This is a genomic window from Nonomuraea sp. NPDC048916 (assembly GCF_040649575.1).
Classification (GTDB): Bacteria; Actinomycetota; Actinomycetes; order Streptosporangiales; family Streptosporangiaceae; genus Nonomuraea.
This window is the reverse complement of sequence record NZ_JBEZFS010000061.1, coordinates 1-26974: the sequence shown is the minus strand read 5'-3', so window position 1 is coordinate 26974 and position 26974 is coordinate 1. Positions and strand designations below refer to the sequence as shown.

Annotated in this window: 19 protein-coding genes, 2 tRNA genes and 1 pseudogene; 4 read left to right on the top strand and 18 right to left on the bottom strand. The window is 68.1% G+C overall.

Annotated elements, in window-relative coordinates; genetic code table 11:
* Positions 1 to 289: 289 nt before the first annotated feature.
* Both AB0C16_RS37830 and AB0C16_RS37825 read right to left on the bottom strand, forming a co-directional pair.
* On the bottom strand, positions 290 to 931 hold the full coding sequence (locus tag AB0C16_RS37830) for a hypothetical protein (RefSeq protein WP_357690568.1): 642 nt from the start codon (positions 929 to 931) through the stop codon (positions 290 to 292).
* An 11-nt stretch (positions 932 to 942) separates the two neighbouring features.
* Positions 943 to 1152 (bottom strand): hypothetical protein, encoded by a 210-nt coding sequence (locus tag AB0C16_RS37825; RefSeq protein ID WP_357690566.1) that lies wholly within the window; start codon positions 1150 to 1152, stop codon positions 943 to 945.
* Between the two features lie 31 nt (positions 1153 to 1183).
* Here AB0C16_RS37825 and AB0C16_RS37820 point away from each other — a divergent pair, with 31 nt between their 5' ends.
* The gene (locus AB0C16_RS37820) at positions 1184 to 1534 is read left to right on the top strand and encodes a hypothetical protein (RefSeq protein WP_357690564.1); all 351 of its coding nucleotides are present in this window, start codon (positions 1184 to 1186) and stop codon (positions 1532 to 1534) included.
* Between the two features lie 76 nt (positions 1535 to 1610).
* On the opposite strand, the gene AB0C16_RS37815 is transcribed toward AB0C16_RS37820, so the two are convergent.
* From AB0C16_RS37815 to topA, 10 genes are all read right to left on the bottom strand, one after another.
* Positions 1611 to 1687, bottom strand: a tRNA-Thr gene (locus AB0C16_RS37815).
* Positions 1688 to 1743: 56 nt separating this feature from the next.
* On the bottom strand, positions 1744 to 3183 hold the full coding sequence (locus AB0C16_RS37810) for an alpha/beta hydrolase (protein WP_357690562.1): 1440 nt from the start codon (positions 3181 to 3183) through the stop codon (positions 1744 to 1746).
* Positions 3184 to 3207: 24 nt separating this feature from the next.
* Positions 3208 to 4044 carry a regulatory iron-sulfur-containing complex subunit RicT gene (gene ricT / locus AB0C16_RS37805; RefSeq protein WP_357690570.1) on the bottom strand — a complete coding sequence of 279 codons (837 nt, stop codon included), beginning with the start codon at positions 4042 to 4044 and terminating at the stop codon, positions 3208 to 3210.
* Between the two features lie 95 nt (positions 4045 to 4139).
* On the bottom strand, positions 4140 to 5195 hold the full coding sequence (locus AB0C16_RS37800; protein ID WP_357690560.1) for a permease-like cell division protein FtsX: 1056 nt from the start codon (positions 5193 to 5195) through the stop codon (positions 4140 to 4142).
* Positions 5192 to 5719: a SigE family RNA polymerase sigma factor gene (locus AB0C16_RS37795; protein WP_357690558.1), complete on the bottom strand. Its 528-nt coding sequence runs from the start codon at positions 5717 to 5719 to the stop codon at positions 5192 to 5194. The genes AB0C16_RS37800 and AB0C16_RS37795 overlap by 4 nt, the downstream gene beginning before the upstream one ends.
* Before the next feature lie 91 nt (positions 5720 to 5810).
* On the bottom strand, positions 5811 to 6986 hold the full coding sequence (locus AB0C16_RS37790; RefSeq protein WP_357690556.1) for a DNA polymerase III subunit delta': 1176 nt from the start codon (positions 6984 to 6986) through the stop codon (positions 5811 to 5813).
* Between the two features lie 9 nt (positions 6987 to 6995).
* Entirely contained in the window at positions 6996 to 9038 is a 2043-nt protein-coding gene (gene tmk / locus AB0C16_RS37785; RefSeq protein ID WP_357690554.1) for a dTMP kinase, read from the bottom strand.
* A 175-nt stretch (positions 9039 to 9213) separates the two neighbouring features.
* Positions 9214 to 9750 (bottom strand): helix-turn-helix domain-containing protein, encoded by a 537-nt coding sequence (locus tag AB0C16_RS37780; RefSeq protein ID WP_357690552.1) that lies wholly within the window; start codon positions 9748 to 9750, stop codon positions 9214 to 9216.
* Positions 9751 to 9829: 79 nt separating this feature from the next.
* Complete coding sequence (locus AB0C16_RS37775; protein WP_357690550.1) at positions 9830 to 11341, bottom strand: metallophosphoesterase; 1512 nt, start codon at positions 11339 to 11341, stop codon at positions 9830 to 9832.
* A gap of 55 nt (positions 11342 to 11396) precedes the next feature.
* The gene (topA, locus tag AB0C16_RS37770; RefSeq protein WP_357690548.1) at positions 11397 to 14081 is read right to left on the bottom strand and encodes a type I DNA topoisomerase; all 2685 of its coding nucleotides are present in this window, start codon (positions 14079 to 14081) and stop codon (positions 11397 to 11399) included.
* A 191-nt stretch (positions 14082 to 14272) separates the two neighbouring features.
* Here topA and AB0C16_RS37765 point away from each other — a divergent pair, with 191 nt between their 5' ends.
* A complete protein-coding gene (locus AB0C16_RS37765; protein WP_357690546.1) occupies positions 14273 to 14458 on the top strand; it encodes a DUF5703 family protein in 186 nt (61 codons plus the stop codon).
* A gap of 118 nt (positions 14459 to 14576) precedes the next feature.
* On the opposite strand, the gene AB0C16_RS37760 is transcribed toward AB0C16_RS37765, so the two are convergent.
* Both AB0C16_RS37760 and AB0C16_RS37755 read right to left on the bottom strand, forming a co-directional pair.
* Positions 14577 to 16520, bottom strand: a complete 1944-nt coding sequence (locus tag AB0C16_RS37760; RefSeq protein ID WP_357690544.1) for a chaplin family protein — start codon at positions 16518 to 16520, stop codon at positions 14577 to 14579.
* A 213-nt stretch (positions 16521 to 16733) separates the two neighbouring features.
* Positions 16734 to 17249 carry a hypothetical protein gene (locus AB0C16_RS37755; RefSeq protein WP_357690542.1) on the bottom strand — a complete coding sequence of 172 codons (516 nt, stop codon included), beginning with the start codon at positions 17247 to 17249 and terminating at the stop codon, positions 16734 to 16736.
* 463 nt (positions 17250 to 17712) lie between these two features.
* Here AB0C16_RS37755 and AB0C16_RS37750 point away from each other — a divergent pair.
* Positions 17713 to 17798: transfer RNA gene (locus tag AB0C16_RS37750), tRNA-Leu, on the top strand.
* Between the two features lie 745 nt (positions 17799 to 18543).
* Here the strand turns inward: AB0C16_RS37750 and AB0C16_RS37745 are convergent.
* The 3 genes and pseudogenes from AB0C16_RS37745 to AB0C16_RS37735 all read right to left on the bottom strand — a co-directional run.
* A pseudogene (locus tag AB0C16_RS37745) lies at positions 18544 to 19455 on the bottom strand (recombinase family protein); the annotation flags it as partial.
* Positions 19456 to 19833: 378 nt separating this feature from the next.
* Positions 19834 to 20721, bottom strand: coding sequence for a hypothetical protein (locus AB0C16_RS37740; RefSeq protein ID WP_357690540.1), 888 nt, complete (start codon positions 20719 to 20721; stop codon positions 19834 to 19836).
* Positions 20722 to 21120, bottom strand: coding sequence for a hypothetical protein (locus AB0C16_RS37735; RefSeq protein WP_357690538.1), 399 nt, complete (start codon positions 21118 to 21120; stop codon positions 20722 to 20724).
* A 709-nt stretch (positions 21121 to 21829) separates the two neighbouring features.
* Here AB0C16_RS37735 and AB0C16_RS37730 point away from each other — a divergent pair.
* Entirely contained in the window at positions 21830 to 22177 is a 348-nt protein-coding gene (locus AB0C16_RS37730) for a GntR family transcriptional regulator (protein ID WP_357690536.1), read from the top strand.
* Positions 22178 to 22539: 362 nt separating this feature from the next.
* On the opposite strand, the gene mobF is transcribed toward AB0C16_RS37730, so the two are convergent.
* Complete coding sequence (gene mobF, locus AB0C16_RS37725) at positions 22540 to 26532, bottom strand: MobF family relaxase (RefSeq protein ID WP_357690534.1); 3993 nt, start codon at positions 26530 to 26532, stop codon at positions 22540 to 22542.
* Positions 26533 to 26974 lie beyond the last annotated feature (442 nt).

Here is a 26974-nt window from a genome sequence, read left to right as displayed (position 1 = left end):
TCACCCTCAACGGCACAGACCATGCCAGCCACCGCGAGCAGGGCAGCATGATCCGCCGCTACATCGCCTGGCGCAACCGCAACACTCACAACCCCCGCCTACGCAGGATCATCAACAGGGCGAACGTGGCCTGATGCGGCACTAGCTCACCACGAGCCCAACCTTCGTCCTGATTTAGGCAGGTTCGACACGCGGGGAGCAGGAACGGACCCGAACCTCCCAGGGGCGGACCCACATAGGGTCATGGCCCAACGGAGACACCGACCAACCAGACGGTTTCAACGACCGTTTACTGGGCGGCCCGAAGCTTTGTTACCGCCACCCTCGCGGCCCGTTTGCTCAGGCTGGGATCGAATGTCGAGAAGAAACCGTCGCTCACCAACAGTGTGACGGTGTTCTTGACTCTGATGAGCACAACGTCCGCCGCGTGGATCGGACTGAGGTTCGCCTCGGCGACCGTCTTCTTGTACCTGATCCCGTACGCCCAGTCCCCGAGCTTACCGATGGAGAGCTTGGTGATGGTCTCCTTGGAGTCATCGGCACCCACCTTGCCCCCGTTGCAGTCACGAACCATGACCTTGCCCACCGTCTGCCAGGAGGCCATCTTGGCGGAGGTGCCGCTTATGGCGAACTGCTTGACGCCTGACGGCTTGCCCTCCTTGTCGATGAAGACCGCCGCCTTACTTGTGAGGAGGGGTTTCAACGCCCTGATGGCCTTCGCGCACTTCTTTGTGCGGGCAGATTTGGAGTCCAGTGCCTCGCGGTTGCGCTTCGTGTTGGGGGTGAAGCCATCGCCCAGGTCCTGAGGAGTGATGAGGGCAGCGCGGAGCTGGGCCGGGGTCAAAGGCTTGACGGGGGCGGCGGCCATGGCGGGAGTGGTGGAGGCCAGCAGGAGGGCGGCGGCAAGGCCGCCTAAGATCGCGGAGGGCATGAAACGGCATCCTAGAGTTCCACGACCCAGACGATCAACGAGCGCCGATCTCCGACTCCCTGGGCGTGGTGGAGGGCCAGCGCGTCGAAGGCAACACGAAGAGCGCCAGGATCCGCGTGGCCAGCATCGACGACACCACGGCGACCGTACTCCGCGAGCACCCCTTTGATCGTGATGCGCTTGCCGTCGATGTCGATGTCTCGCCAGTCAGTCCTCGTCACGGGCACCACTTGAGACGGAGACAATCAAGGCGTGAGGAAACTGGTCGCCTGCGTCGCACTGGCATCGCTAACGTCCTGCGGGCACAGCGAGGAGCAACGCGTCGTGCGTTCATTCGCCGAGATGGAGCAGGTGGCCCGGACAGCCGGGCCGGAAGACGGCCCAACAAACCGGCCGCAGGCGATCGGGGAGACTGCGTTTCAAGCCATCTATCGAGAAGGCGACCGCGTCTATTTCAAGGTGGGCGAGAACGGGCCCGGCGTGGACCCCTACGGTTACGTCTGGAGTCCCGAGCACGCGCCGGTCGATAACTCCAACCCATCGGTCGCTTCATCCTTCGAGCACATCCAGGGCCCTTGGTACCGCTGGAGCGACAGCTACTGATCCCAGCCGACAGCAGGTGTAGTCACTCACATAGACACGCAGAGGCCCTCCACGATCGTGTGGAGGGCCTCTGACCTGGAGCCGCCTTCGGGATTCGAACCCGAGACCCCTTCATTACGAGTGAAGTGCTCTGGCCGACTGAGCTAAGGCGGCGTGCCGTACAGCTTGAAAGAGTCTACAGGAGCCACAGGGGTCTTCGCTCCCAACGATCAGTTGATCCTGGGGCAGATCGCGCCGTTTTCGGGGACCGTCCCCGTCAGCAGGTAGCGGTCCACAGCGTCGTCCACACAGGTTGAGCCGTTCAGGTACGCCGTGTGCCCGTCGCCGTCGAAACCGAGCAGGACGCCCGACTGGAGCTGATCGGCCAGCGCCTCGGACCAGGCATACGGCGTGGCGGGGTCGCGTTTGGTGCCGACGACCAGGATCGGCGCCGCGCCCTTGGCGGTCAGTGGGCGGTTCTGGAGTGTCGGCGGGGCGGGCCAGTAGGCACAGGGAAGAGAGCTCCACATGATGTACGGCCCGAACGCGGGCGACTTCTCGGCCGCCTTGGTGGCCGCGGTCGCATAGGCGGAGGTGCTGCGGGGATAGGGGCTGTCGACGCAGTTGATGGCGAGGTTGGCCTCGGTCTGGTTGGAGTAGTGGCCGTCGTCGTCGCGGCCGACGAGTTCGTCGGCGTTGTGCAGGAGCAGCGTGCCGTCGCCGTTCATGGCCTGGCGGAGGGTCTCGGTGAGGGCGGGCCAGCCGGTGCGGTTGTAGAGCGGGGTCAGCGCGCCGAGCGTGGCGAGGGCCTCGGTGACCTGGCGGTCGCCGGCGCGCAACGGCTGGGTGTCCGTACGGCGGAGCAGGTCGGTCAACTCTGCCAGGGCGCCGTCCGGGTCATGGCTGCGGAACGGGCAGGTGCCTTCGGCCAGGCAGGTCTCGGCGTAGGCGCGGAAGGCGATCTCGAAGCCGTTGGCCTGGCCGATGTTGAGCTGGAGCCGGGAGATGGACGGGTCGAGCGCGCCGTCGAGGACCAGCGCTCGAACACGGCTGGGGAACATGTCGGCATATACCGCACCGAGAAACGTGCCGTAGGACATACCAAGGTAGGTCAGCTTCTGGTCGCCAAGGGCCTCTCGGAGGGCGTCCATGTCGCGGGCCGCGTCGACCGTGCCCACATGTGGGAGCAGGTGCCCCGATTCGGCCTGGCAGGCCTCCGCGAACTCGCGCGAGGCGCGCTCCAGCACGGCCCGCTCCTCCGGGTCGTCGGGGGTGGCGTCCAAGGCGAGGAACACGTCGAGGCGCTCGTCGCTCAGGCATTCGACCGGCGCCGACTCCCCTACGCCGCGCGGGTCGAATCCCACGATGTCGAACCGCTCCCGCACCTCGTCGCTCACGACCGACCGCGCGGCACGGGCATAGGCGATGCCGGAACCACCCGGGCCGCCCGGGTTGATCACCAGGGAGCCGATCCGGTCGCCGCCGGCCGGCAACCGGATCACGCCGATCTCGATCCGCTCGCCGTGGGGCTCGTCGTGATCGAGTGGTACGGCGAGCCGCGTGCACTCGAACTCACCGCCACAGCCGGACCATTCGAGGCCGTCGCCGACGGACTGCTCGCCCGGAGCGCACCCGGACACCAGCAGGACCACCACCACGACGACTCGCACCCACAGGAATCTCACCCGGACGCCCTACGCCTGATCACCGCCCGCACCGCCGTACGTCGAGTCGTAAGCCTTGCGCGGCCCGCAGACGCTCGCCTTGGAGCACGAGCACCGGCGCCCCCCGTCGTTGAGCCGCACCACTACCGAGTCCGACGGCACGTTGTGCCCCACCACGGTGCCCGGCCCCTGCGGCGTGTCCACGCTCACCCCCACCCGCGGAGCCGAGGCGCGAAACTCCTGGTAAAGCGGGTGTTCGTATTTCAGGCAGCACATGAGCCGCCCGCAGGCCCCCGCGATGCGCAGCGGGTTGACCGGGAGGTCCTGGTCCTTGGCCATGCGGACCGAGACGGGCTCGAAATCCTTGAGGAACGTCGCGCAGCACAGGTCACGACCGCACGGACCGATGCCCCCCTGGAGTCGCGCCTCGTCACGCGGGCCGATCTGCCGCAACTCGACCCTGGCCCGGAGGTTGCGGGCCAGGTCACGTACGAGCGCGCGGAAGTCGACCCGGTGGGGGGCCGAGAAGTAGACCGTGTAGACGTTGTCACTGTCGAGATAGTCGACGCCCACCACCTTCATTGGCAGCGCGTGCCGTTTGATCAAGCGTTTGGACACGCTGCGGGCCTCGGCCCGGCGGCGCTTGTTGGTCTCGTCGCGGGACAGGTGTTCGTCGCCCGCGAGGCCCTCACACACCGGCAGCCCGTCGATGTCTTCACTCGTATATTGAGGTGCCCACACGCACTCGGCCACTTCTGGGCCGGAGTCTGTCGGCACCAGCACCTTGTCGCCAACCTTGGGGCTGTGCCCGCCCGGGTCGAGGTAGTAAAGCCTGCCATAGCGGGTGAAGCTCACGGCCATGATCATTCCCATGGGCTCGTGCTCGCCTCCTGACGGCCTCGGGGGTTCTTACGGCCTTCGGTTGCCACAGTACGTGTGCGGGCACGGGTCGCGTGAGTGCCCTACGACGATCTCGTGCCACACAACTTCTGCGCAGGCACCAAGACTCCGTATCGGACCTGGATCTCGAGCAGTGAGGTCTCACACCGGCTGTTGACGACGCTGGCGACTCCGTCCATGCGGCGCAGCTTGCCGACGACGTCGTCCCAGTCGGCCTTCGGGTCCAGCTGAAGGCGGAAGGAGGTCGGCATATCGGTCGGCCTGGTCGCCTGGAGCAGGACCTTGTTGTCGGCGTAGGCCTTCCGGAAGCGCTCGTACGCCTCCTGCTGGCTTTCGTAGCTCATCGAGCGGATGCCCGGCGTCGTGGCGATCGCCTTCGCGACGGCGTTCAGCTGGGCAAGCGTGATGGCCTTGCCCGCTTTGGCGATCTTGCGATCGGTCTCTGGCTTGCCCGGCGCGAGGACGGCTCCGCACGACGGGGTGGGCGCCTGCTTCGCGCAGAGGAAGACCGAGACATCTGTCTTGTCCGCCTTGAGGTCATCCAGTGAAGGAATCATCTTCGGGTACCTGAACGCTGCCACACCCCCCAGGGCCGTCGCCCGCCGAAGAAAGGCCGGCACATCGGTCTCGGGCTTCAGCTTGAGGCGGAACACCGCGGTCAGGTCGCCCGGCGCGACGGCATCGAGCCACGCCCGGTTGCTCGCGTATCTCTGACGGAAGTCGGCGTAGACCGTCATCTGGTCCTCGTAGCGCAGCTCAGTCACATCAGGCATCCCTTGCAGGATCTCCCGCATCGACCTCGCCTTCTCCTCGGTGACGATCTGCTCTCGGCAGTCAGGACTCTTCAGGGTCGCCGCGCCGCACAGGAAGAGCGAGACCTCCACCGGATCCGCCGACGGATCCGCCGCCACGGCCCGCTGCTCGTCGCCGGGAGAGGCGACCAGGAGAGCGGTGGTCACCCCCGCGAGCACCACCGCCACCCCCGCCGTCACCAGCCGGAAGTCGACGCGTACCCGCCGCCGGCGCGACGCCTGGAGCGGCATCAGGGTGGCGGGGTCGATCGTGGCACCCGCCTCGACCAGCGCCTCACGCAGGCGGTTTTCCACAGGACTGTTCATGAACCCTCCCCAAGCGCCTTGGCCAGGGCCGCGAGGCCCCGTGCGATCGTGGATCTGGCGGTGCTCCCGCTGATCCCCATGGTCTCGGCGATCTCCTGATCGGAGAGGTCGAGGTAGTAGCGCAGAGTCAGCGCCTCACGCTGCCTGCGCGGCAGCTCACGCAGCGCAAGCAACACCTCGCGGCGCTCCTCGCTCAGCAGGACCTCGCTCTCCGCCGACCAGACAGGCGGTTCGTACGGGACGGCGCGGCGGAACAGCGCCGCCCGCCTCCGCATCACGGACCGGCAGCCGTTGAACACCGCGGAGCGCACGTAGGCCAGGGCCCTGTCGGGGTCACGGAGTCTCCCCCAGCCCGCGTGGGTGCGCGCGAACGCCTCCTGCACGACGTCTTCGGCAGTGGCCCGGTCACCGACCATGACGAGAGCCAGCCGTACGAGCCCCACATGATGCTCGGCGAAGATCGACGAGACATCGACGCGCTCTCGTATCAGGAACCCTCCCGGGGAGAGCTGTTCGACTTTCACACCACAGAGACGCTCCAGGGCCTCATCTGCTGCTTCCGCCACAGCGCCGACTTTCGCCGCGAGGCGTCGCGAGGCGAGATCCGCGCTCGCGTCAGGGGCTGCGCAGGGACAGCATCATCGCCTCGACGGCGATCTGGGGATTGACGTTGGCGTCGAGGCGTTCGCGGCACAGCATGATGGCGTCGATGCGCCGCAGGGTCTCCTCCGGCGTCGACGCCCTGGCCAGCTGGTCGAGCTCGAACCTGAGGTCGTCGTTGGCCAGCTCCACCCGGGCCCCGAGCTGCATCACCACCACATCGCGGTAGAACGACACCAGCTCCAGCAGCGCCGCGTCGAGCGAGTCGCGCTTGATCCGGGTGGCACGCGACTTCTGCCGGTCCTCGAGCTCCTTGAGCGCGCCCGCCCCTCCCCGGACCAGGCCGCGGTTGAGCCCCTTGCCCGTGGAGCCCTCGCCGTAGAGCCTGCGCAGGTCGGACGTCTCGCTCTCGTTGAGCGCGGCCGTCGCCGCCGCGGCCTCCTCCTCAGCCGTCTTGACCAGGCGTTCGGCGGCCGACACGCACTCGCCCACCCCCGTCAGCGACCTGGGGATGCTCAGGACGGCCTCCCGCCGCCGGCGAACGTCCTCGTCGAGGGCGAGCGCCCGGGCCCGGCTGATGTGCCCCTGGGCGGCGCGGGCGGCGAACCGGGCGGTCTCCCAGGGCACGCTGTCACGGGTGGCCAGCACGTGGGCGACCGCCTCGGTGGCCGGGGTGGTCAGGGTGACCAGACGGCAGCGGGACCGGATCGTGATCACCAGGTCGTCGGGGGCCGGCGCGCACAGCAGCCAGACCGTACGCGGGGGCGGCTCCTCGATGGCCTTGAGCAGGGCGTTGGCGGCGGACTCGGTGGCCCGGTCCGCGGCCTCGAACAGGATGACGCGCCAGCGCCCCTGCGTCGGCGCCCCCGCGGCCCTGAGGATGAGCTCGCGGGTCTGCTTGACGCTGTAGGACAGACCGGCGGGACGTACGGTTTCGAGATCGGGGTGTGAGCCGATCAGCACCTGGTGACACTGGTCGCAGTGGCCGCAGCCGCCGTCGGGGCACATCAGGGCCGCCGCGAAGGCGCGCGCCGCCTCCTCGCGACCCGAGCCGGGCGGACCGGTGAACAGCCAGGCGTGCGTCATGCCGGCCCCGCGGCCGCCGCCAATGACCTCGCCCGCGGCCCCCGCGGCCCGCGAGAGCACGGCTATGGCTTGGTCCTGCCCGACGAGGTCGTCGAAAACTGTCACGGACAAAGGCTAGTCGCGGATGGCCGGCATCGTGCCCGTGGCGTCTTCGGACTCGTAGGGCACCGGATCGGGCAGGATCTCCCGCACCCGATCCTGGATGGCGCGGCTGATCTGGTCGGGCGGCTGGGTGCCGTCGACGACCACGTAGCGGTCGGAGTCGGCGGCGGCCAGCGCGCGGAACTCCTTGCGCACCCGCTCGTGGAACTCCAGCGGCTCGGCCTCGATCCGGTCGGCGGCACCGCCCAGCCGGGTCAGCCCCACCTCGGGCGGTGTGTCGATCAGCACGGTCAGGTGCGGCACCAGCCCGCCGGTGGCCCAGGCGTTGACCTTGGACACGTCTTCGGGCTCCAACTCCCGCCCCGCGCCCTGATAGGCCAATGAGGAGTCGACGTAGCGGTCGGAGACCACGATCGCGCCCCGGTAGAGGGCCGGCCGGATGACCTTCTCGACGTGCTCGGCTCGGTCCGCGGCGTACAGCAGCGCCTCCGAGCGGGCCGACAATCCTCGTTCGGCCGCGTCGAGCAGGATGGCCCGCAGCCGCATGCCGACCTTGGTCGAGCCGGGCTCGCGGGTCTGCACCACGTCGTAGCCCTGGTCGCGCAACCAGATGGCGAGCAGTCGCGCCTGGGTCGTCTTGCCCGACCCCTCGCCGCCCTCGAACACGACGAACAGCCCGGGCATCCGCTCGGCCGACTCGGGCCGGAACCGCTCGCCCCGCACCGCCGCGATCAGGTCTCCGGAGAGCGAGACGCCCTTCCTGTCGTCCATGTGGCGAAGCGCCAGAATCCCCACGGCCATCGCCAGCACGCCGCCTACCAGCAGCACCAGGTTGGAGCCGTCGAACTGGTAGGCCAGATCGCCCAGGGTGAACAGGTGAGCGCCGAAGAGCGCGGCCAGCGGGTTGGCCGCGGCGACCACGAGCAGCAGCGTCACCCGTGCCGTGGACTGGAGGAAGGAGAACGTGCGCCCGCGCATCGAGTCTTCGACCTCGAGCCCGATCAGCGTGTAGCCGATGATCCAGGCGATGCCCGCGCACGCTCCCAGCAGCACGGTCAGCATGACCACGATCGCCAGGTTGTGGACCAGCGCGATCGCGGCCAGGACCAGGCCGGCCAGGGTGATGGCGAGCCCGAACAGCCGCCGCCGCGACAGCTCGCGCAGGAACCGGAGCCCGAAGAACATGCCGAGCGCCATGCCGACGAAGACCGCGCCGAACACCACGCCGTAGGCCGCGTCACCGCCGCCGAGGGCCCCCACGTAGATCTTGGCGACGCCCACGACCGCGCCGCCCGCCGCGAACGCGCCCAGCATGCCGATGATCAGCCCGCGCACCAGGCGGTTGCCGCCGACGAACCGCCAGCCGTCGACGATCTGCCTGAGCACCGACGGCGTGGAGATCGCTCCGTCACGGCGGGGGATGTCGTGCAGGGTGAAGATGAGGGACGCCGACACCAGGTAGGCGAGGGCGTTGAGGATCAGCGCCGGCCCGGTCGGGTCCATGCCCGACAGGAACGGCACGAGGTTGCGCAGCAGGTCGCCCGCCACGGACAGCACCGCGAACAGCAGGGCCGCGATCGGCGCGCTGCCGTAGGTGACCAGCAGGTTGAGCTGGTTGGCCGACTCGAGCTGCTCCTTGGGCACCAGGTTGGGCACCGTGGCGTCCTTGGCCGGGACCCAGAACAGGTTGACGCACTCGACGAGGATCGTCGCGATGATGACCCACTGGTAGCTGCCGACCAGGGGGATCGACAACACGACAGCGAAGCGCGACAGGTCGGCGACGACCATCGTCAGCCGCCGGTCGAACCGGTCGGCGAAGGCGCCCGCGAGCGGGCCGAGCAGGATGGCGGGCAGCATCTTGGCGATGAACACGCCACCGATGGCCAGCGACTGGGTGCGGTAGTCGCCCTTCGTCAGGTTTCCGGCGAGGGCGGTGAGGGCGAGGATGTTGAGCCAGTCACCCAGGCTGCACACCGACATGGCCGTCCACAGTCGGCGGAACGGAGCGTTGGCCAGCACATGGATGGTTCGGCGTCGGCCAGGGGCGGTCATGATGTCAGCGTATCCAGGTGCTCGCCGGGACTGGGAAGACTAGCGAAAAGCCGGATATGCCCCGGCTGTTTGCCGCTGAGGGTATTACGTCCACGGGTAGTCCCGCAGGTGACACACCCTGAATAGGCCCCCCAAAAGACCATGGATGAAACCTCCCGTCCCGCTCGTTGCTCTTTCACACTCGCGTACGGGCTCCGCGGGCCTCCTCGACCAGCGGCAGCCAGCCCGATCGGACGGCGGCGGGCAGGACCAGATCGTCCCAGAGCTCGACGAGCAACACCCCGTCGACATGGTCGAGCAACTGCTCAGGCTCCCCTTCCCTGAGCAACACCGTGTAGGCCTCGCGGCGCTGGTCACGGTCGGCCAGGTCATAGCCGGCCCCGTACAGCCGCACGGCGCCGAGCGCCTGGGCCGCCGGTAACCGGGGCAATCTGCTGGGCACGTGGAACCGGCGGCCGTCGGCGACACCGGAGGTGAGCTCGATCTTCGGCTCCAGCACCAGCCGGAACCCCGCGGCGTCGAGGATGCGCCCCGCGGTCTCCAGCGTGGGCGACTTCCTGCCATGCTCGTAGGCCGACAGCGTCGTCCTCGACGTGCCGCTGACGCTGGCCAGCGCCGCCTGCTTCATGCTCGCCGCATGACGAGCCTGCCTGAACAGCAGCCCGCCTCGCTCCGCCCAGAACGTGACGTCGGGGACCGATGAAGAGATCATCATCACCACCTCCGGAGGGGGTATCCAGTTGGATACTACTACGCCCTGAAAGCCTTCGTGACCGGACGATCGCGCAACGTCACCGCAGCTCGACCATCGTGATCTCCGGCGGTGCTCCCACGCGGACCGGCGGCCCCCAGAACCCCGCCCCACGCGTGACGTAGATCTGCACCCCTTCGACCGTGGAAAGCCCCGACACCGCCGGCTGCTGCAACGGCACCACCAGATTGAACGGCACCATCTGCCCGCCGTGCGTGTGGCCCGACAACTGCAGGTCGACCTTGTGCCGGGCGGCCTCCACGACGTGGATCGGCTGGTGGGCGAGCAGGACCGTGGACCGGGTGCCGTCGCGACCGCCGAGCGCCTTGTCGAAGTCGGGCCCGTCGTCCATGGTCTCGCCGCTGACGTCGTTGACCCCGGCCAGATCGAGCACACCGCCCTGATGCCGGATCTCCACACGTTCGTTGCGCAGCGAGCGCACCCCCAAGGCCTGGAGCTCCTCGATCCACTCCACCGGGCCGTTGGCCGTGTAGTACTCGTGGTTGCCGGTCACGAAATAGGACCCGTAGCTCGCCTCCAGGTCGCCGAGTGGCTTGGCCAGCCGTCCCAGCTCGGCCACCGTGCCGTCGACCAGGTCGCCGACGATCGCCACCACGTCGGCCCGCAGAGAATTGATCATCCGGACGATGCGTTCGGCGTGCCCCCTGCCCGTCAGCGGCCCCAGGTGGATGTCGCTGACCACGGCGAACCGCAGGCCGCTGAGCCGCGGATCGAGGTTGGGCAGCATGACCCGGACGGGTTCGATGACGGGGGCGCCGAACGCGGTGCGCATGCCGTACCCGACCGTCCCGAGTGCGCTGACGCCCGCGATGGCGGCGGTGGCCCGCCCGAGGAACAGTCGCCTGCTCATCGCCGTATCGACCGGCCATCCCCCGGTGGGAGCGTCCTCGTCGGGCGGCGCGTCCACCGAGGACGCGCCGGGGAGGGCCCGATCACCGGACGCGGTCTCCGCCGGTTCGCCGGCGGAGACCGTCTGGCCGACGGCGCCGTTCGCGGCGGCGCCGGTGGCGACAGATGAACGCGGCGCGACCGAACCAGTGACGACGGCCGAACCCGAGGCCACAGATGAACCCGGCGCGGCCGAACCGGTGGCCACGGCCGAACCACTGACGACGGCCGAACCCGAGGCCGCGGCGGAGCCGGTGGGGGCAGGTGAGGCCGGCGGACCGGACGAGACCGACGTGTCGGGCACGACGCTGACGGCGGCCAGCGTCGTGGACGCCTTCGCGCGCACGGACCGCCGGATGAACAACCACGCAACAGCCCGCGGGATCTCCAGCACGACGAGGAAGACCAGCAGGTAGAACATGGTCGCCACCCAGAGGTAGCCCGGCCAGGCCAGCCAGTGCTCCCACCCGGCGCGCGTGCCCCCGAACGCCACCGGCACCAGCATCGCCAGCCCCACGAGGGCCCAGGTCAAAGCCCTGCGGGCACGCCCGCGACGAGTCGTGGAGCGCACCAGCCGATGCCACAGGTAGAAATGCACGGCGACGATCACCATGATCGCTATGCCTGCGAAGCCGAAACCCACATCGCAATGCTATGGGCCGCGATACGCCGGCGAGCGCACGCGACTGAGAGGACTCTCAGGACTTGGCGGCGGGCTTCTTCGCCGGCGCCTTCTTGGCCGGAGCCTTCCGCGTCGCCGTCTTCTTGGGCGCGGGCGCCCGCTCGCGCCGCTCGGCCAGCAGCTCGGCCGCCCGCTCGATCGTGATCTCCTCGACCGTGTCGCCCTTGCGGAGCGAGGCGTTGGTCTCGCCGTCGGTGACGTAGGGGCCGAATCGGCCTTCCTTCACCACGACGGGCTTCTTGGAGTTGGGATCGTCGCCCAGCTCGCGCAGCGGCGCGGCGGCCGCGGCCCGGCCCCTGCCCCGCTGCTTGGGCTGTGCGAACAGCTCCTTGGCCTGGTCGATCGTGACCGTGAGCAGGTCTTCCTCCGACGCCAGCGACCGCGAGTCGGTGCCCTTCTTCAGGTAGGGGCCGAACTTGCCGTTGTGCGCGACGACCTGCTCGCCGTCGAGGTCGCCCACGACCCTCGGGATCTCCAGCAGCTTGAGCGCGTCGTCGAGCGTCACCGTGTCGAGCGACATGGTCTTGAACAGCGAGCTCGTACGCGGCTTGAGCGCGTCGGCCTTCTTGGTGCGCTTCTTCGGGGTCTCCTCCTCCTGCACGGGGAGGATCTCCGTGACGTACGGCCCGAACCGCCCGTCCTTGGCCACGATCGTGTGCCCGGTCATCGGGTCCTTGCCCAGCTCGCGATCGCCCGTCGGCCGCGAGAACAGCTCCTCCGCCTTGTCCGCGGTCAGCTCGTCGGGCGTCATGTCCTCGGGCACGTTGACCCGGGTGCCGTCGCGGTCGAGGTAGGGGCCGTAGCGCCCGACCCGGATGACGATGTCGGTGCCCCTGATCGGGAAGGAGCTGATCTCCTTGGCGTCGATGTCGCCGAGGTCGGTGACCATCTCCTTCAGGCCCTCGTCGCCGTCTTCGCCGAAGTAGAAGCGCTGCAGCTCGGGCACCCGCTCGGCCCGGTCGTTGGCGATGTCGTCGAGCACCTTCTCCATCTCGGCGGTGAAGTCGTAGTCGACCAGGTTGCCGAAATGCTGCTCCAGCAGGTTGACCACGGCGAACGCCAGGAAGGACGGCACCAGCGCGGTGCCCTTCTTGAACACGTAGCCGCGGTCGAGGATCGTGCCGATGATCGAGGCGTACGTCGAAGGACGCCCGATCTCGCGATCCTCCAGTTCCTTGACCAGCGACGCCTCGGTGTAGCGGGCGGGCGGCTTGGTCGAGTGGCCGGCCACGTCGAGCCGCGTGACGCTCAACGGGTCGCCCTCGGCCAGGTTGGGCAGCCGCTTCTCGGAGTCGTCACGGTCGGTCGACGGGTCGTCGGCGCCCTCGACGTAGGCCTTCAGGAAGCCGTGGAACGTGATCGTCCGGCCCGAGGCGCTGAACTCGACGTCCTCGCCCGAGGAGGACCTGCCACCCACTTTGACCATGACCGACTCGCCGACCGCGTCCTTCATCTGGGACGACACGGTGCGCTGCCAGATCAGCTCGTACAGGCGGAACTTGTCGCCGCTCAGCCCGGTCTCGCCCGGAGTGCGGAACTCCTCGCCGGACGGCCGGATCGCCTCGTGCGCCTCCTGCGCGCTCTTCACCTTGCTGGTGTAGACGCGCGGCTTGTCCGGGACGTACGCCTGGCCGTACAGCTTGATCGCCTGGGAGCGCGCGGCCGCGATGGCGGTCTCCGACAGCGTGATGCTGTCGGTACGCATGTAGGTGATGAAGCCTTCCTCGTAGAGGCGCTGCGCGACCTGCATCGTGTACTTGGCGGAGAAGCCCAGTTTGCGGCTGGCCTCCTGCTGCAAGGTGGTGGTGCGGAACGGCGCGTAGGGCTTGCGGGTGTAGGGCTTGCGCTCGACGGACTTGACCGCGAACGACGAGCCCCGCAGCCGGGCGGCGAGCTCACCGGCGGCGGCCTCCGACAGGTGCAGGACGTCGCGGGTCTTGAGCTGCCCGGTGCTGGCGAAGTCGCGGCCCTGCGCCACGCGCTTGCCGTCGACACCGGTCAGCGTCGCGCCGAAGTCGCGCGGCCGCTCCTCGGCCTTGCCGGTGTCGAACAGCGCCTGCAGGTCCCAGTAGTGGGCCGGCGTGAACGCCAGGCGCTCGCGCTCCCGCTCCACGACCAGGCGCGTCGCCACCGACTGAACGCGGCCGGCGGACAGGCGGGGCTTGACCTTCTTCCACAGGACCGGGCTGACCTCGTAGCCGTAGAGCCGGTCGAGGATGCGCCTGGTCTCCTGGGCGTCGACGAGACGCAGGTTGAGGTCGCGGGGGTTGGCGACCGCGTCGCGGATCGCCTGCGGGGTGATCTCGTGGAACACCATGCGGTGCACCGGCACCTTGGGCTTGAGCACCTCGCGCAGGTGCCACGCGATGGCCTCGCCCTCGCGGTCCTCGTCAGTGGCCAGGTAGAGTTCGTCGGCATCCTTCAGCAGCTGCTTCAGCTTGCTGACCTGCGCCTTCTTGTCAGGGTTGACGACGTACAGCGGCTCGAACTCATGATCGACATTCACGCCCAGACGTGCCCACGGCTCCCCCTTGTACTTCTCGGGGATGTCGTCGGCCTTCTCCGGCAAGTCACGGATGTGGCCGATGCTCGATTCGACGACGTAGCCGCTACCGAGGTACTTCTCGATCGTCTTCGCCTTGGCCGGCGACTCGACTATCACCAGGCGGGTTCCGCCGACGCTGCCGTTCTTGGCTGGCACGCTGCTTCCTACCTCGCTGTTCGCTAGCAATTCCCCCTGCCGGGAGCCGGCACAGATCTGAAAGGTAACCCGACTCGCGGATTTTTCCTTCCCCCGGGGCTACCCACAAGCTTCCGAGTCCACCCACCAGCACGCAGAATAAGGCTCACTGAGCGGCATCGCGCCCTGACTCACCCTGGAGACTAATCGTTGTGCTCGACTACTCCTACATGGATATCTACATTCCGCGCGACCTGTCCCGTGAAGCCGCACGTCAACTGCTGACCGAACACGCAGAGTACGGCCACTGGGAGCTCGCGCGGGTGCGGCTGCATCCGGACGGAAGTCGTCAGGTGCGGCTTCGCCGCAAGATCATGCGGGTGCGCAGCACCCTCTAGGAATGGGCATGCTTTGCCTGCCAAGTATGGACATGGCTTTGCCCGCCCCGGGGCCGCGCCCCCCGGAACGGGCAAAGCGTCCGGTGGGCCGGCAGCTCACAGGCTGCCGGCCTGGATGCTACTTCCTGCCGAGACGGAACCGGCGGGTCGCCGCGAACAGCGTCGCGGAAGCGGCGAACATCCCGCCCAGGACCAGCGCGAACAGCGAGCCGTTGTTCATGCCGGTGACTCCGATGGGCTGGGCGGCGCTCATCAGCCCGATGGGCAGAGCGCCGGCGGCCGAGGTCACCGCGCCGCCCACCGGGGTGGAGGAGACCAGCGAGGTCGCCGGGCTGACCGCGGACAGCGGCCCGGACGGGCCCGCGACGCTGGCCGCGGAGGAGGTGGCGCGCTTGGCCGGCTTGCCCGGAGTGGCGGGCAGGCCGGGCAGGCCGGGCAGAGCAGGAAGCCCGAACGACTGGGACACGTCGCCGACGACGGGCAGAGCCGGCAGGCCCGCACCACTCATCGACTGCATGGCGTTGCCGGCGCCCTGCAGGCCGCTCAGGGCCGGGACGACCGGCAGCGCGGACATGCCGCCGGCCTTGGTGTGAGCGACCTTGCCGCTCCCCTTCATGTAGCGGTCGAAACGGTCGTGGCCGTGGTCGACCGGCCTGCCGACGCGTGCCCCGCCGAGGCACCCGGCGGCGGCGTCACCCAGCACGGCCACGGCGTTGCCGCAGACGTTGATCGGCGCGGTGATCGGGGCCACGACCTGGTTACCGGCCAGCACGCCCGACCGGCCCGACGTGGTGTTGCCACCGCCGCCCACGCCCTGCTGAGGCGAGACGCTGGCCCCGCCCTTGCAGTGGGCCTCGGCCAGGCCGAGCGCGGCGACCGCGTTGCCGCAGGCGTTGATCGGCGCGGTGATCGGGGCCACGACCTGGTTGCCGGCCAGCACGCCCGACCGGCCGGACGTGGTGTTGCCACCGGCGCCCCGGCCGCCGTTCTGCACCGACGCGCCGCCCCTGCACCCGGCGAACGCCTCTCCGAACGCGGCCACGGCGTTGCCGCAGACGTTGATCGGCGCGGTGATCGGCGCGACCACCTGGTTGCCGGCCAGCACGCCCGACCGGCCCGACGTGGTGTTGCCACCGGCGCCCGAGCCGCCCCCACGGTTTTCGACGGACGAGCCCCCCTTGCACCCGGCGGGCGCGTTGCCCACGGCGTTGCCGCAGGCGGTGATGGGCAGGCTGATCGGGGCGATGACCTGGTTGCCGCTGCCGACCCCGAACCGCCCGTCGGTGTCGTTGCCGGTCGAGCCGCGGCCGCTGTGGTAGCCGTGGCCGGGCTTGCGCCCGCCGTTGGTGACGGACGAGCCGCCCTTGCAGCCCGAGAACGCCTCGCCGAACACCGCCACCGAGTTGCCGCAGACGTTGATCGGAGCGCTGATCGGCGCGATGACCTGGTTGCCGCCGAGCACGGAGCTGCGGCCCGAGGTGGTGTTGCCCCCGGCGCCGACGCCGGTGTTCTTCACCGAGGCGCCGCCCTTGCAGCCGGCGGTCGCGTCACCGAAGATCGCCAGCGCGTTGCCGCAGGCGTTGACCGGGGCGCTGATGGGTGCGGTGACCTGGTTGCCGCCGAGGACGCTGTGGTCGCCGGAGGTCCGGTTGCCCCCCGAGCCGCCCTTGCCTGAGTTCTTGACCGAGGCGCCGCCCTTGCAGCCCGCGTCGGAGCTGCCGAAGATCGCCAGGGCGTTGCCGCAGGCGTTGACCGGAGCGCTGATCGGCGCGTTGACCTGGTTGCCGCCGAGGACACTGTGGTCGCCGGACGTCTTGTTGGGGATGCCGCCCTTGCCGGTGTTGGTCACCGTCGCGCCGCCCTCGGAGGACGCGCTGGACTCGCCGGCCACGCCGACGGCGTTGCCGCTGATGTCGATCGGCAGCGAGATCGGCAGGTTGACCTGGTTGCCGCCGCCGATGGAGTTGTCACCGGAAGTGTCGGCGAGCGCGGTGCCGCTGAAAGACATGACCGCGACCGCCAGAAGAGCGGCGGGAGTGGAAGCCTTAGCCCACGTACGCATGATGGATGCTCCTGTGTGGTTCTAGGGGGATTGCCTGACAGTTCGCGAACAGCCGAGACCATGCGAGGCCGTGCGAGGCCGCAGGGCGCCGCGCACAGCGGGACCTCGGATTTCGGCGAACCAGTGATGACTGATGTGTCTCCCGCTGGCGGAGGGGCATCGATGCCGCGCTCCGCCGCCGGCACGTGAAGGGGCCGGAACCTGTGGCGGGGATCAGTCAGGTGAGAAGGAAGGGTCGTCCGCCGCTGTGCGGACGACGGGGGGAAGCACACGCGCCAGGGGGGCGCGCTCAGCCTCGGGACGCAGGTCGTCAACAGACCTCGCGATGTCCCCCATACCAGGCCCGAACGGGCCGCTGCCACCGCCGTTGGGCACCAGACCGTCGGTGTCCAGCATCTTGCTCGCGGTGGAAGGCGCAGGCAGACCGGGGTCGGACTGGCTGGTGAGCCCGTCGACCGTCAGCCCTGCCATCGCCCCGGCGTTGTCCAACGCCGGAACCTTGCCGTCGACCGCGGCAACCCCGTCTGTGACGGACCCGGTGACGGCGAGGGGTGTGCCGGCTCCTGTGGCCGCAGTGGACTCCGCAGCGGCCGGAGCGGCGAAGAGCATCCCGAAAAGGATGGCGAGCAGCCAACCAGCGGCCAGCAGGAAGCCGACCGCGACCGCTCGTGCGATGACCCGACGGACGCCGGCCGCGAACCGCGCCATCCGGTCGGCCCGCTCGGTCATCACATCCTCCGCCCGGAGGGGCGTGGACGCGCGCCGCACGGCGAAGGGCTTCGCCCTCAGCCGCCGCATCGGCGTGCGTGCCACGTGACCTCCCGAAATTCCAGAACCGACCTCACACGGTGAGGCCGGTCCATGGACTCACCCCTCAACGGTCCGTAACCGTAGCAGCACCTACGGTTGCCGCAAGGGGTTTTCAGCAGAGACCCAGGAATCGGTCAACCACTCGCACCCCAACCGGAGCGAATCGGATCGGCGACCCCTCGTCCGCCCCATGGAACAGTCCAGAGAAGTCCAGGTCGGCAGGGAGCAGGAGCGGCGCAGCCGTACCCCTCTGACGGCTCCTCACCACCGGGCACGGCCCGCACTCGTGCCCTCCCTCCGGAGTACTGGTATGACGCACCCCTCAGAGTTTGCTAACCTTACGGAGCCGACGCGGGATGACGGTCTCGCGTGCAGGCACCACGTCCGGGTGGCGGAATAGGCAGACGCGCTAGCTTGAGGTGCTAGTGCCCTTTGCGGGGCATGGGGGTTCAAGTCCCCCCTCGGACACAAACCGGTTGCCTATGGAGTCCTGGTCGCGTGTAGACGTGACCAGGACTTTTTGTTTCGCTGGGTGGTAGATCAGCCGCAGTCCGATGTCCGCGTAGATCTTGGCCTTGCGCCGCGGATCGGCGTCCGAGAGAACTCGCACCATGTCTCCAAGTCCGTGTGTGATTCTCGCCAGTTCATCGCACCCCAGCCGCTTCTGAGGCAGTACGTGCGCGCTGTTGAGACGTTTCTCTGCCGCGGTCTTGCGAACGAGCTCTTCCTGGATCCATCCGGCGACGAGCGCCGGGTCCGCGCCAGCCTCAAGGGCGGCCCGATGCTGGGCGAGCTTGCGGTCACACTCGGCGATCTGGCGGCGTGCCATAGCGAGTGCTTGGGCCTCGGGCGGGACCGACTCCTGCGCGGCCGTCAGAATGTCTAGAGTCTGGTCGACATTGTGGGGCGCGAACAGCCGGCCGAGCCAGCGGTCCAGTCTCGGAGCAACGCGGTCCTCCCGTAGATAGACGTTGCGGGGATGCATGACGTGGTTGGCCAGGGCGTACTCCTCGGGGAAGCGGCAGCGGTAGTAGGCCGCGTCGTTGAGCCACTGGCCCTGCATCCTGCGCTCGCAGACGCCGCAGAACAGCAGGCCCCGGAACTGGTAGGGCCTGACGGTGCGCTTGCGGGTCTTGTCGGTGTGCCGATCGCCTCGCCCCGCCAGCGTCGCTTGAACGGCGTCGAAGTCCTCTGTGGACACGATCGGCGGGTGAACGACCGCCTTCGACCAGACCCAGTCCTGCTTGGCGTTCCACCGGAGCTTCGTGGTGTGCCCAAGACCGACGTCGTCCACATCAATGAGGACCTCGTCTTTGCGCTGGCGATTCCACACCTGATGGCCGGTGTAGCGAGGATTGGTCAAGATGGCGCGCACCGCACCCTTGGACCAGGCGACGCCGGAGCGGTGACGGTTCCGGCCAGGGTCGTGGGCTGATGGGCAGGGGATCCCCTTGCGGGTCAGCCTCTCGGCGATGGCGAACAAGCCGTAACCGTCCAGGAACGCGGCGAAGATCTCTTCCACCGCAGGCGCGGCAACGGGATCGAGCTCCAGCCGATGAGCACGCTTGCCGTCGGCCGCCTTGGCCGGGTTGGGGTGCGGTCCCGCATCGGCCAGCCGGTAGCCATAGGGCGGCCGACCTCCCAAGAAGCGGCCTTCCACCTGGGCTTGGGCTGACATGGCGGTGCGCACCCGGATCTTGATGCGATTTCGCTCGCCTTTGCTCATGCCCCCGAACACGCTCATGATCAGCTCATGGGCCTCGTTGCCCGGATCGATCGGGCCCCCCACCTCGGGCACCCAGAGCGAGACTCCGAAGTGCTCGAAGACGGGAAAGGTGTTGCCGTACTGGTTACCGTAGAAGGCCCGGTGCGGCTCGCCGATCACTACCGCATTGAAGCCTCGGTCAGGGTTGCGCAGCTCGGCGAGCAGCGCCGCCGCCTGCGGGCGGCGCTGCCAGGGGATCGAGCGGGACTTGTCGATGTCGAAGAACTCAGCGACGATCACGCCCCCGCGCGACTCGATGAGCGCGCGGGAGCGGGTGATCTGCCAGCCTCGCGAGGACTGCGGATCCTGGTTGTCCTCGGTGGAGACCCGGCCATAGAAGGCGAAGGGAATAGTGGTCATGGGTTCTATGCGGCGTTGGGGTGGTTGGCCAGCATGGCTTGGTGAGCCTCCAGCAGGATGGTGAGCAGTTCCGTGGCGGCGCCGGGCGTCAGGCGGGGCGGTCCACTTGGTAAGACGGTGTGCGGAGCCAGCTGTTTATGAGTGGTGGACGCGGTCATGATGAGAGGCACTCCTATGCGTTCGTTGCTGGCGGTAGGGATGCGGCCCCGGCGACGTGCTTGGCGGTATTGGCGTCGGGGCCGTTTGGCCGCCGTACCTCGGCGTAGATCCGCACGTCGCGGCCAGCACCTCGGCAGGACAGCTCCTCGGATATTGCGCACGTCGAAAGCGCAGGCTGCCCGCGGCGCTTCCTCAGGCAAGGCGGCAATTTGCGTCTGGTCATGATGCGGGTCTTTTTACTGCGAGGGGGTGGCACGCCGGGCAGCGCGCCGCTGTGTTGTCGCGAAGTTCCAACTGCCGGGTGCGCTCGTTGCAGTGGCCGCACCAATCTGGGGCGATCCTCAGCGCCGGACTGGGCTCGACGACTCCGGCCGCAGGCAGGAACTTGCCGGGGTCCTCTTCGATTGCCCTGGCCACGTAGCGACTGCGGTGCTTGACGGATCGGCCGTCGAGGATCGTGCGGCGGATCGCGGCCGCGCCGGGAAGGGGGATCTCGCGGCCGGTCAACTCCGTCAAGAGCTGGACAATACCGCGATCGATGGACTCGTCGTCGTTTGCCCACGCACGCGCGTTACGACGAGAAGACGGACGAGAAGACGACTGACTGTCTTCATCTTCTTCCGTCCTAGTCCCCTTCGGGGACTGGACGGAACCGGGTGGCGTTAGTAACGCGTTACGTTCGGCGTTACTAACGCCACCGTCGACGGCGTGTGGCTCGGTTCGGTTACGTTGCTTGTCTCGCCACTTCTTCTGCCGCGCGGCGTTGGCCTTCCGTTCTGCCTCCGCCCGCTCCTTGGCGGGCACGAATGCGAAGAAGTCATGGATCACCCACCCCTTCACCACAGGCGCTGGACAGAGATCGGAGGGACACTCTTCGCCAGGCAGATGCCAGGTACCCCGGGACACGAGTTCGGTGATGAAGCGCAGCGGCTTTCGCACTCGCGGACACACGTCGATCAGGTCTTCCTGGAGTACCGCACCGTCGGTCAGGTTGTGGGCACACCAGAAGATCGCTGTGAAATGTATACGAAATGCGGCGTCCGACAGGCCTGCTACCTGCCTCCGTGTCGGGAATCGGTCGTCGAAGTACAGCCCTTCCCGTTTCATCTAGTGCCTGCCTCTGTCCGTCAGATGCAGGCCGGCCGTGGTGTTGAAGGCACGGTCGATTCGGAGCGCGAGGTCACGTGCAGTCTTCCGGGCTGCCGTAAGTTCTGACAGAGCCTTGTCAAGACGCTCGTCGGGGACGTCATGGTCATTACCCAGTTGCCCGGATTCCTGCATGCGCCGCAACGCCTCACCTAGTTGCCTCAGCAGCTGGTCGAGCCCACTTGTCGAAGCGCCGAGACGGCCGAGAACGTCGTACACGGTGGACGGATAGGTGACGCCGACATGGGAGAACGTGGCGTGGTTGAGGACGCGGACAGCCTCGGATACGGCTGCGGCTACCTCGCTGGTGTAGTCGTCGCTGTGGGGGCCGTCTGACGACAGCCAGACGGTGTCACCCATCGACGTTGACTCCGATCGCCAAGATCTTGTCAAGGTGGCTGTGTGCCGTCAGAGTGGTGACGAGAGTCAGCAGCCGATGCGTGAGCCATTGAGGCACCCCTAAGGTGTCCGGGCTCGCGATGGATGGGATGCTGAACATGACCTACTCCCTTCGAGTGGGTCTGGCGGGAGGCCCGGCGCCCGTGAGCCGGCAAGCAAAGCGGCGCCGGGTCCTCCTGTAATGAACTTGCAGAGGGCCAACTTCATGATTCGGACGGGGAGCTGTTCAGCTGCGCCGACATGCGCAGCTGTCCGCTTCCCAGCTACTGGTGATCCCCCCAGACGCCTCACCCCCTCGCGTTCCAGGGATCCCGTACGTAGCAGACATATCTGCCATGATGACACAAATCACTTTGCTGGTCTTTACTGGCAAAGTCAGAAGATCTGCTCCGCGCCTTAGCGCCTCGCGATCCCACTGCCACCTCCCCGGCCGCCCCCATCACCTTCACACCGCACCGTTGGCTTGCCATGCGGGCACATCCATCCGGTCCATGATCCAAAGCACGGCCGACATCGCACCTGCCTGGAGCCATCAACCCATGGCAATTGCTCTCCCTCTCCCTCTCGCTTAGCGATCAGTCAATCCAGGTAGACCATACTGTACTAGCTCAATCTAGGTATAGCTCAACTGTGCTTTCCTGGTACAGCTGAAGGGCTTAGCCTTGGTGTTGTGTCCGTGCCTGATTTCAGCGATCCTCGGCCTGCCTACCTGCAGATTGCAGACGACCTGCGTCAAGAGGTGGCGGAAGGCCGGCTCAAGCTCGGCGAGCGGCTTCCGGCGCGGCGGCAGTTGGCCCAGCGCTACGGCGTGGCCGTCGAGACGATCCGTCGAGCGTTGGACGAACTCGCGCGCGATGGCCTGATCAGCACGCAATCGACGCGCGGCACATACGTGGTCAAAACTCCTGACCAGACTGAGCCGTCCTCCGATCTTCAGCAGATGATGACCGAGGTGCGCCGGCTGGCCGAGCGCATAGAAGGTCTGGAGTCTCGTGTGAAAGACCTCGAAGGCCGCTGACCCCCTCCACGCGTCCCTTCGAGTTCCATTCCTTCAGGACGTCGCGCGTGCAACGCCACGCACCTTCGAGGCTCCTCCCTCTCGGGGCTCCGGGCTCTTCCTCGGCAGCAGCCGAATCGGCCGTCGCGAAGCCACAGGTCCAGGTGGAGCGGCCCGAGCGGAGCGAGGGCCGACTACCTGGAGGTGCGGCTTCGCGACGGCCATCATCGGCCAGCGAGGAAGATCGAGCGGCCGCGATTCTGGCCCGCCGTCGAAGAAGATCGTTTCTGACGGGTCCGACTTCGACTTCCAGCGTCTTCTTCCAGAGCTCGCGAAAGTACAGTTGCGCTCTCCCGCCCCGGGAGGTGCCTACGCTTGCGTGCTTACCTGCTGAAGCCAGGTCCGCGGCGGAGGACGCTGCCGGTGCGATCGGTCGGTGGCTGGTATGCCTGGGAGGGGCCACGCTGGTCGATGCGGCTGTGGGGTAGCTGAGCGTCCGCTCGCTGTGCGGTGGCCTCTTCGGCCCGAGCGGCTCGTTCGAGGTCGCGCTGGTCAGGTGGCAGGTCGGCGCGGCGCATGATCTCGCATTGGATCGTAGTGAGTTCGTGCTGAGCGGCTTTATGGGCTTGGCGATGAGCTTGGGCGCGCATCTTGACGGTGGCGACATCGCTATCTCGGGCAGCCCGCAGTCTGACATCGAAGGAGTCCACCAGTTCGGCGTGGCGGTGGCGCACCTGCGGCCAAGTGCCAATCGGTGGGGCCTGCGCGGCGGTCTGGCGAGCGGACTCTTCCAAGACCGGGCCTTGGGCACGGATCGGCGCGAGATCCTGGGTGATGCCCTCCTCCCGTTCGTTAAGGTCGATAAGCGCGGCTGTCAGGTCGCGGCGGCGGCCCCGCTGCCACGGGCGCAGGCTGTCCAGCTCCTCCTGGAGGTCATGCTCTTGCCCGCGCAGCTCAGTCAGGCGCTGGCGGCCCTCTATGACCGCCTGGCGTGCCTGCTGGAGCTGGAGTTCGGCGGCCTCAGCCGTCTCAATCCTGCCGGTCTGCTCCTCAAGGTTGGCGCGCTCGGCCAGCAGGCGGCTCTCGCGTGGGCCGTCGCCCTCAGCGGCCAGGCGCTGAGCGATCTGTTCGGCGGTGTCGGCCTTGGCGACCGTCTCGTCGAGTTGTCTCCCGAGCTGGTTCATGCGGCGGTCCAGCTCGGTGTCGTCGGCCAACCCGACACCGTACAGGGACTTGGTGAGGGACTTCAGCACGCGGGCGCGTTGCACGGCGAGCTGAGCCGCGCGGTCAGCCGCCTGCAACTCGGCACGTGCACGCTCAAGCTCGGCGTCCAGGGGCTGGGGAGCGCGTGCAGGTGGCGGAGTCGAGCGTGTCTGGTAGGCGATGGGCTCGGGTTCGGGAATCAAGAGCCGGTCGGCGCGATCCCCGTAGAGGGCCGTGGCGTAAGCGGCCAGAGCTCGCTGCAATTCGTCGGCCGGATCGCGGACGGGGCCCTGGCGGAGCCGGTCAGCGTCGCTTTCCAGAAGCTCAAGAGGTAAGTACAGATGGGCGCTGTGCTGGTCTCGGCTCAAGGCCGTGTACACGCTGTTCGGTTCCAAGCCCACGCCGTAGACGAACGTGTGCCCGCTGGTCAAGCCCTGGGCGGAGGCCACGGTCATGGCAGTGCCGTAGGACAGGCCGCCGGCCGCGATGTAGGCGGGGCTGACCCATTCGCGGACCAGGGCAGCTCCGTCCTGGCCGGCCTGGCGCCATTCGACCTGTACACCTCGCCTGCTGTCGATGGCGGTGACGTGGCCGCGGTAGCCGTTGAGCACGTCCACGGGCCCTTCGCCGCGGCGGGCCCGGTAGTCGTTCTGGCGCACCCGTACGTGGTCCCCGACGGCCAGGGCGATGCTGGCGCCGCCGGCCAGGTGGTAGATGCGCTCAGGGCTGGACAGCTCGCCCAGCTCGCGGCGGATCGCTCGGGCGGCCAGGTTGAGCCGACTCGCGGCCTCGTTGGTTCCCGCGAGCATCAGCAGGTCGGCCAGCTCGTCATGCACGCTCGGCCCTCCGGCGTCTCGGTAGGGTTGCCGGAGGCCAGCCCAGTCGGCTATCAGACGCGCCATCGTGTCGCCGGCGCCGGCCTCGGCGTGCACTCGGCCGCCCGCTGCCCAGGTGTGAAGTGCCTGACGGCGTTGACCGGCCCGGAACAACTCCAGCGCTCGGCGTTCGAGGGGGTCGCGCTGGCGCCGGTTGTGCCGCAGCACCAGCCCGTCGACCTGGCGGTGGATGGCGGCGAAGCCGCCGCCCACGCCGATCGCGCGCAGTTGCTTGGGATCCCCGAGAAGCACCACCTTGGTGCCGTGCCGTTCGGCGTCGTCCAGCAGCGCGGCCAACTGGCGGTCGTCGACCATGGCTGCCTCGTCGACCACCAGCACGTCCACCCCGGCCAACCCCTGACCGCGTTGGACGCGTTGCATCCAGGAGGCGACCGTGTCTGTGCCGATGCCAGATTCCGCGCGCAAAGTAGCAGCGGCAACCGCTGCGGTTGCCGCGCCCCGCACGACCAGGCCGCGGCTCTCATATGCGGTGCGGGCGGCGGACATCAACGTGGTCTTGCCCGCGCCGGGCACGCCGATGATCGCCTCTACCCCATGCCCGGCGCGCAGGAGGCGTTCCAGCACGGCTCGCTGCTCACCGGAGAAGGCCATCTGGTGACTGACCTGGAAGGTGTCCAGGGCCAGTCGGACGGCATCGGGGTCGAGCACGGCCGCGCCGCCGTTGTAGCGGCGGCGCACGCTGGCCAGCAGGGCCTGTTCGGCGGCAAGAATGTCGGTGCTGGTGTAGCGGGCGGAGTTGGCCATATGGTGCGCCCCCGTATCACTCAGCCGCGCGGCGGGAGCCAGCGCCAGAACCTCATCGGTGAGCGCCTCTGCCTCGGCCAAATCCGCCACTCCATCAGGGAGCGCGTCCAGGACCGCGGCCAGCGCAGTGGCCCGGGAGACCTCCTTGCGATGCGCAGTCAGCCCGCCCTCAGGCCGCCAGATCCACGCCGCGATCTCCGCCACAGAAGGCCGCACAGGCAGTTGTGCGCCACTGCGGCAGGCCGCGACCAGCGCGACCGGGTCCACGCCAGCCGCTTCGAGCTGGTTGTGCCAGTCGGCGCGTAACTCGGCTTGGCCGGGGTCGGTTCTGTGCTGGCGGCTTTCGGCCGAAGCCACCTTCTTAACCCGGCGAGGCGCCTCTCCGGAGGCAAAGCCGAGTTTGGCCAGTACCTGCTTGACCTGGCAGTCACGTTTGGAGAACAACGTCCGCACCGCGGCGGGGATGGCTGCGATCTCCCACTCTCCGGTCACCGGGTCCCGCATCCAGGCGATGCCGTATCGCTCGGTCAGCACCCGGCGCAGCTGCGCCTTGAAGAAGGCGTCGGCGGCCAGCGCGTGCCGGTGTAAGTCCCGTCCACCGGACGCGACCGCCGACCACTTCCCATCCAACCCGCGCACCATGTTCACGATCACCACGTGCACGTGCCAGTGAGGATCCGGCGCCGCCGACCCCACCGGTCGTGCGGTTCGGTGCGTCATCACCCAGCCAAGTAGCCCAGATGTGCCCATCTGCTCAGCCAGCCGGCCGTCGCCCTGGTGACCCCGTTGCCCGTAGCCCACCCACTGCTCAATCGCCGCGACCGTCTCGAACACCGCTTCAACGGCGGCGCCCTCCAGCTCAGCCACGAAGCTCGGGCCGGCCAGCCCGATCAGCACCGACACGCTCTTGGTCACGTCAAGAGTCAGGTCATAGCCGCGGTTGCCGATGCGAACCCGTGCGTCGCGCCACTTACGCGCGTACGCCAACTCCTCTCGCTCGTACACCTCGGCCAGGTCGACACCGGCGGCGAAGGCCAACTGGTCCAGATCATCAATGCGCACCAGGTGCGCCTCGCCCTGCCGAGCGATACCGCGTGCCATCTGAGCCGCCCGCTTGACCATCGCCGGGCGGGCGGCCAACAGGCCCTCCACAGTGGTACCGCGCTTGGCTGCGGCTGCCTCCAGCGCCTCCCCAAGCGGCGCCGCGGGAAGCTTGCCGCGTGGATCGACGACGTGCTTAGCCTTCATCAGCAGCTCGCCGGTATTCGGGTCCTCGCCGTTCATCAACGCCCGCGCCTTACCGTGCTGGTCAGCCGTCAGCGCAGTGCCCGGGACGATGCCCACCTCATGCAGGCCCTCACCGATCCACACCAGCCCGCGCTCACCACCCAGCCGGTAGCTCAGCTGCCCATCCAGCTCCTCACCGGGTTCGTGACTGCGCTCGCCAGCCTGCGGCACGCCACAACCGGCGCCCTCCCGTAATCGATAATCCACCTGCTCCATGCAGGGACCGAGCACATTCACCCAGGCCATGCGACTCCCGTCCAGACGGTGGCGGTAGCGACGATGGCAGGGCCGCTGATGGCGGGAGCAGCCTCAGATGTATCGCAGATACCTTTGGTCTAGCTGAAAACTTGATCTTGTAAATGATTCTGACTGATATTGTTGATGTCAGGTATATCGTAATCAGGGATGTAATGGCAGTGCTGAGGTGGAGTTCTCTTCAAATCTCGTTTGAAGATGAGGCTTTACTCGATGAGCGCTCCGATTATCGGTCTGCGCAAGAGTGACGCCTCAGGACGGGCCGTCCGAACGTACACGAGGGCATCCAGTACTACATCGGTAGATCTTTAAGTCGTTCGCCAGCGTGACTGCGGGTGTATCGGTGATGGTCTGCAAGTGACCTTGTGCCTCACCTACGATCTCGTCGTGTCCTGGGATGCCGAACTCGCGACGGTGACCTCGCGGATCGCTG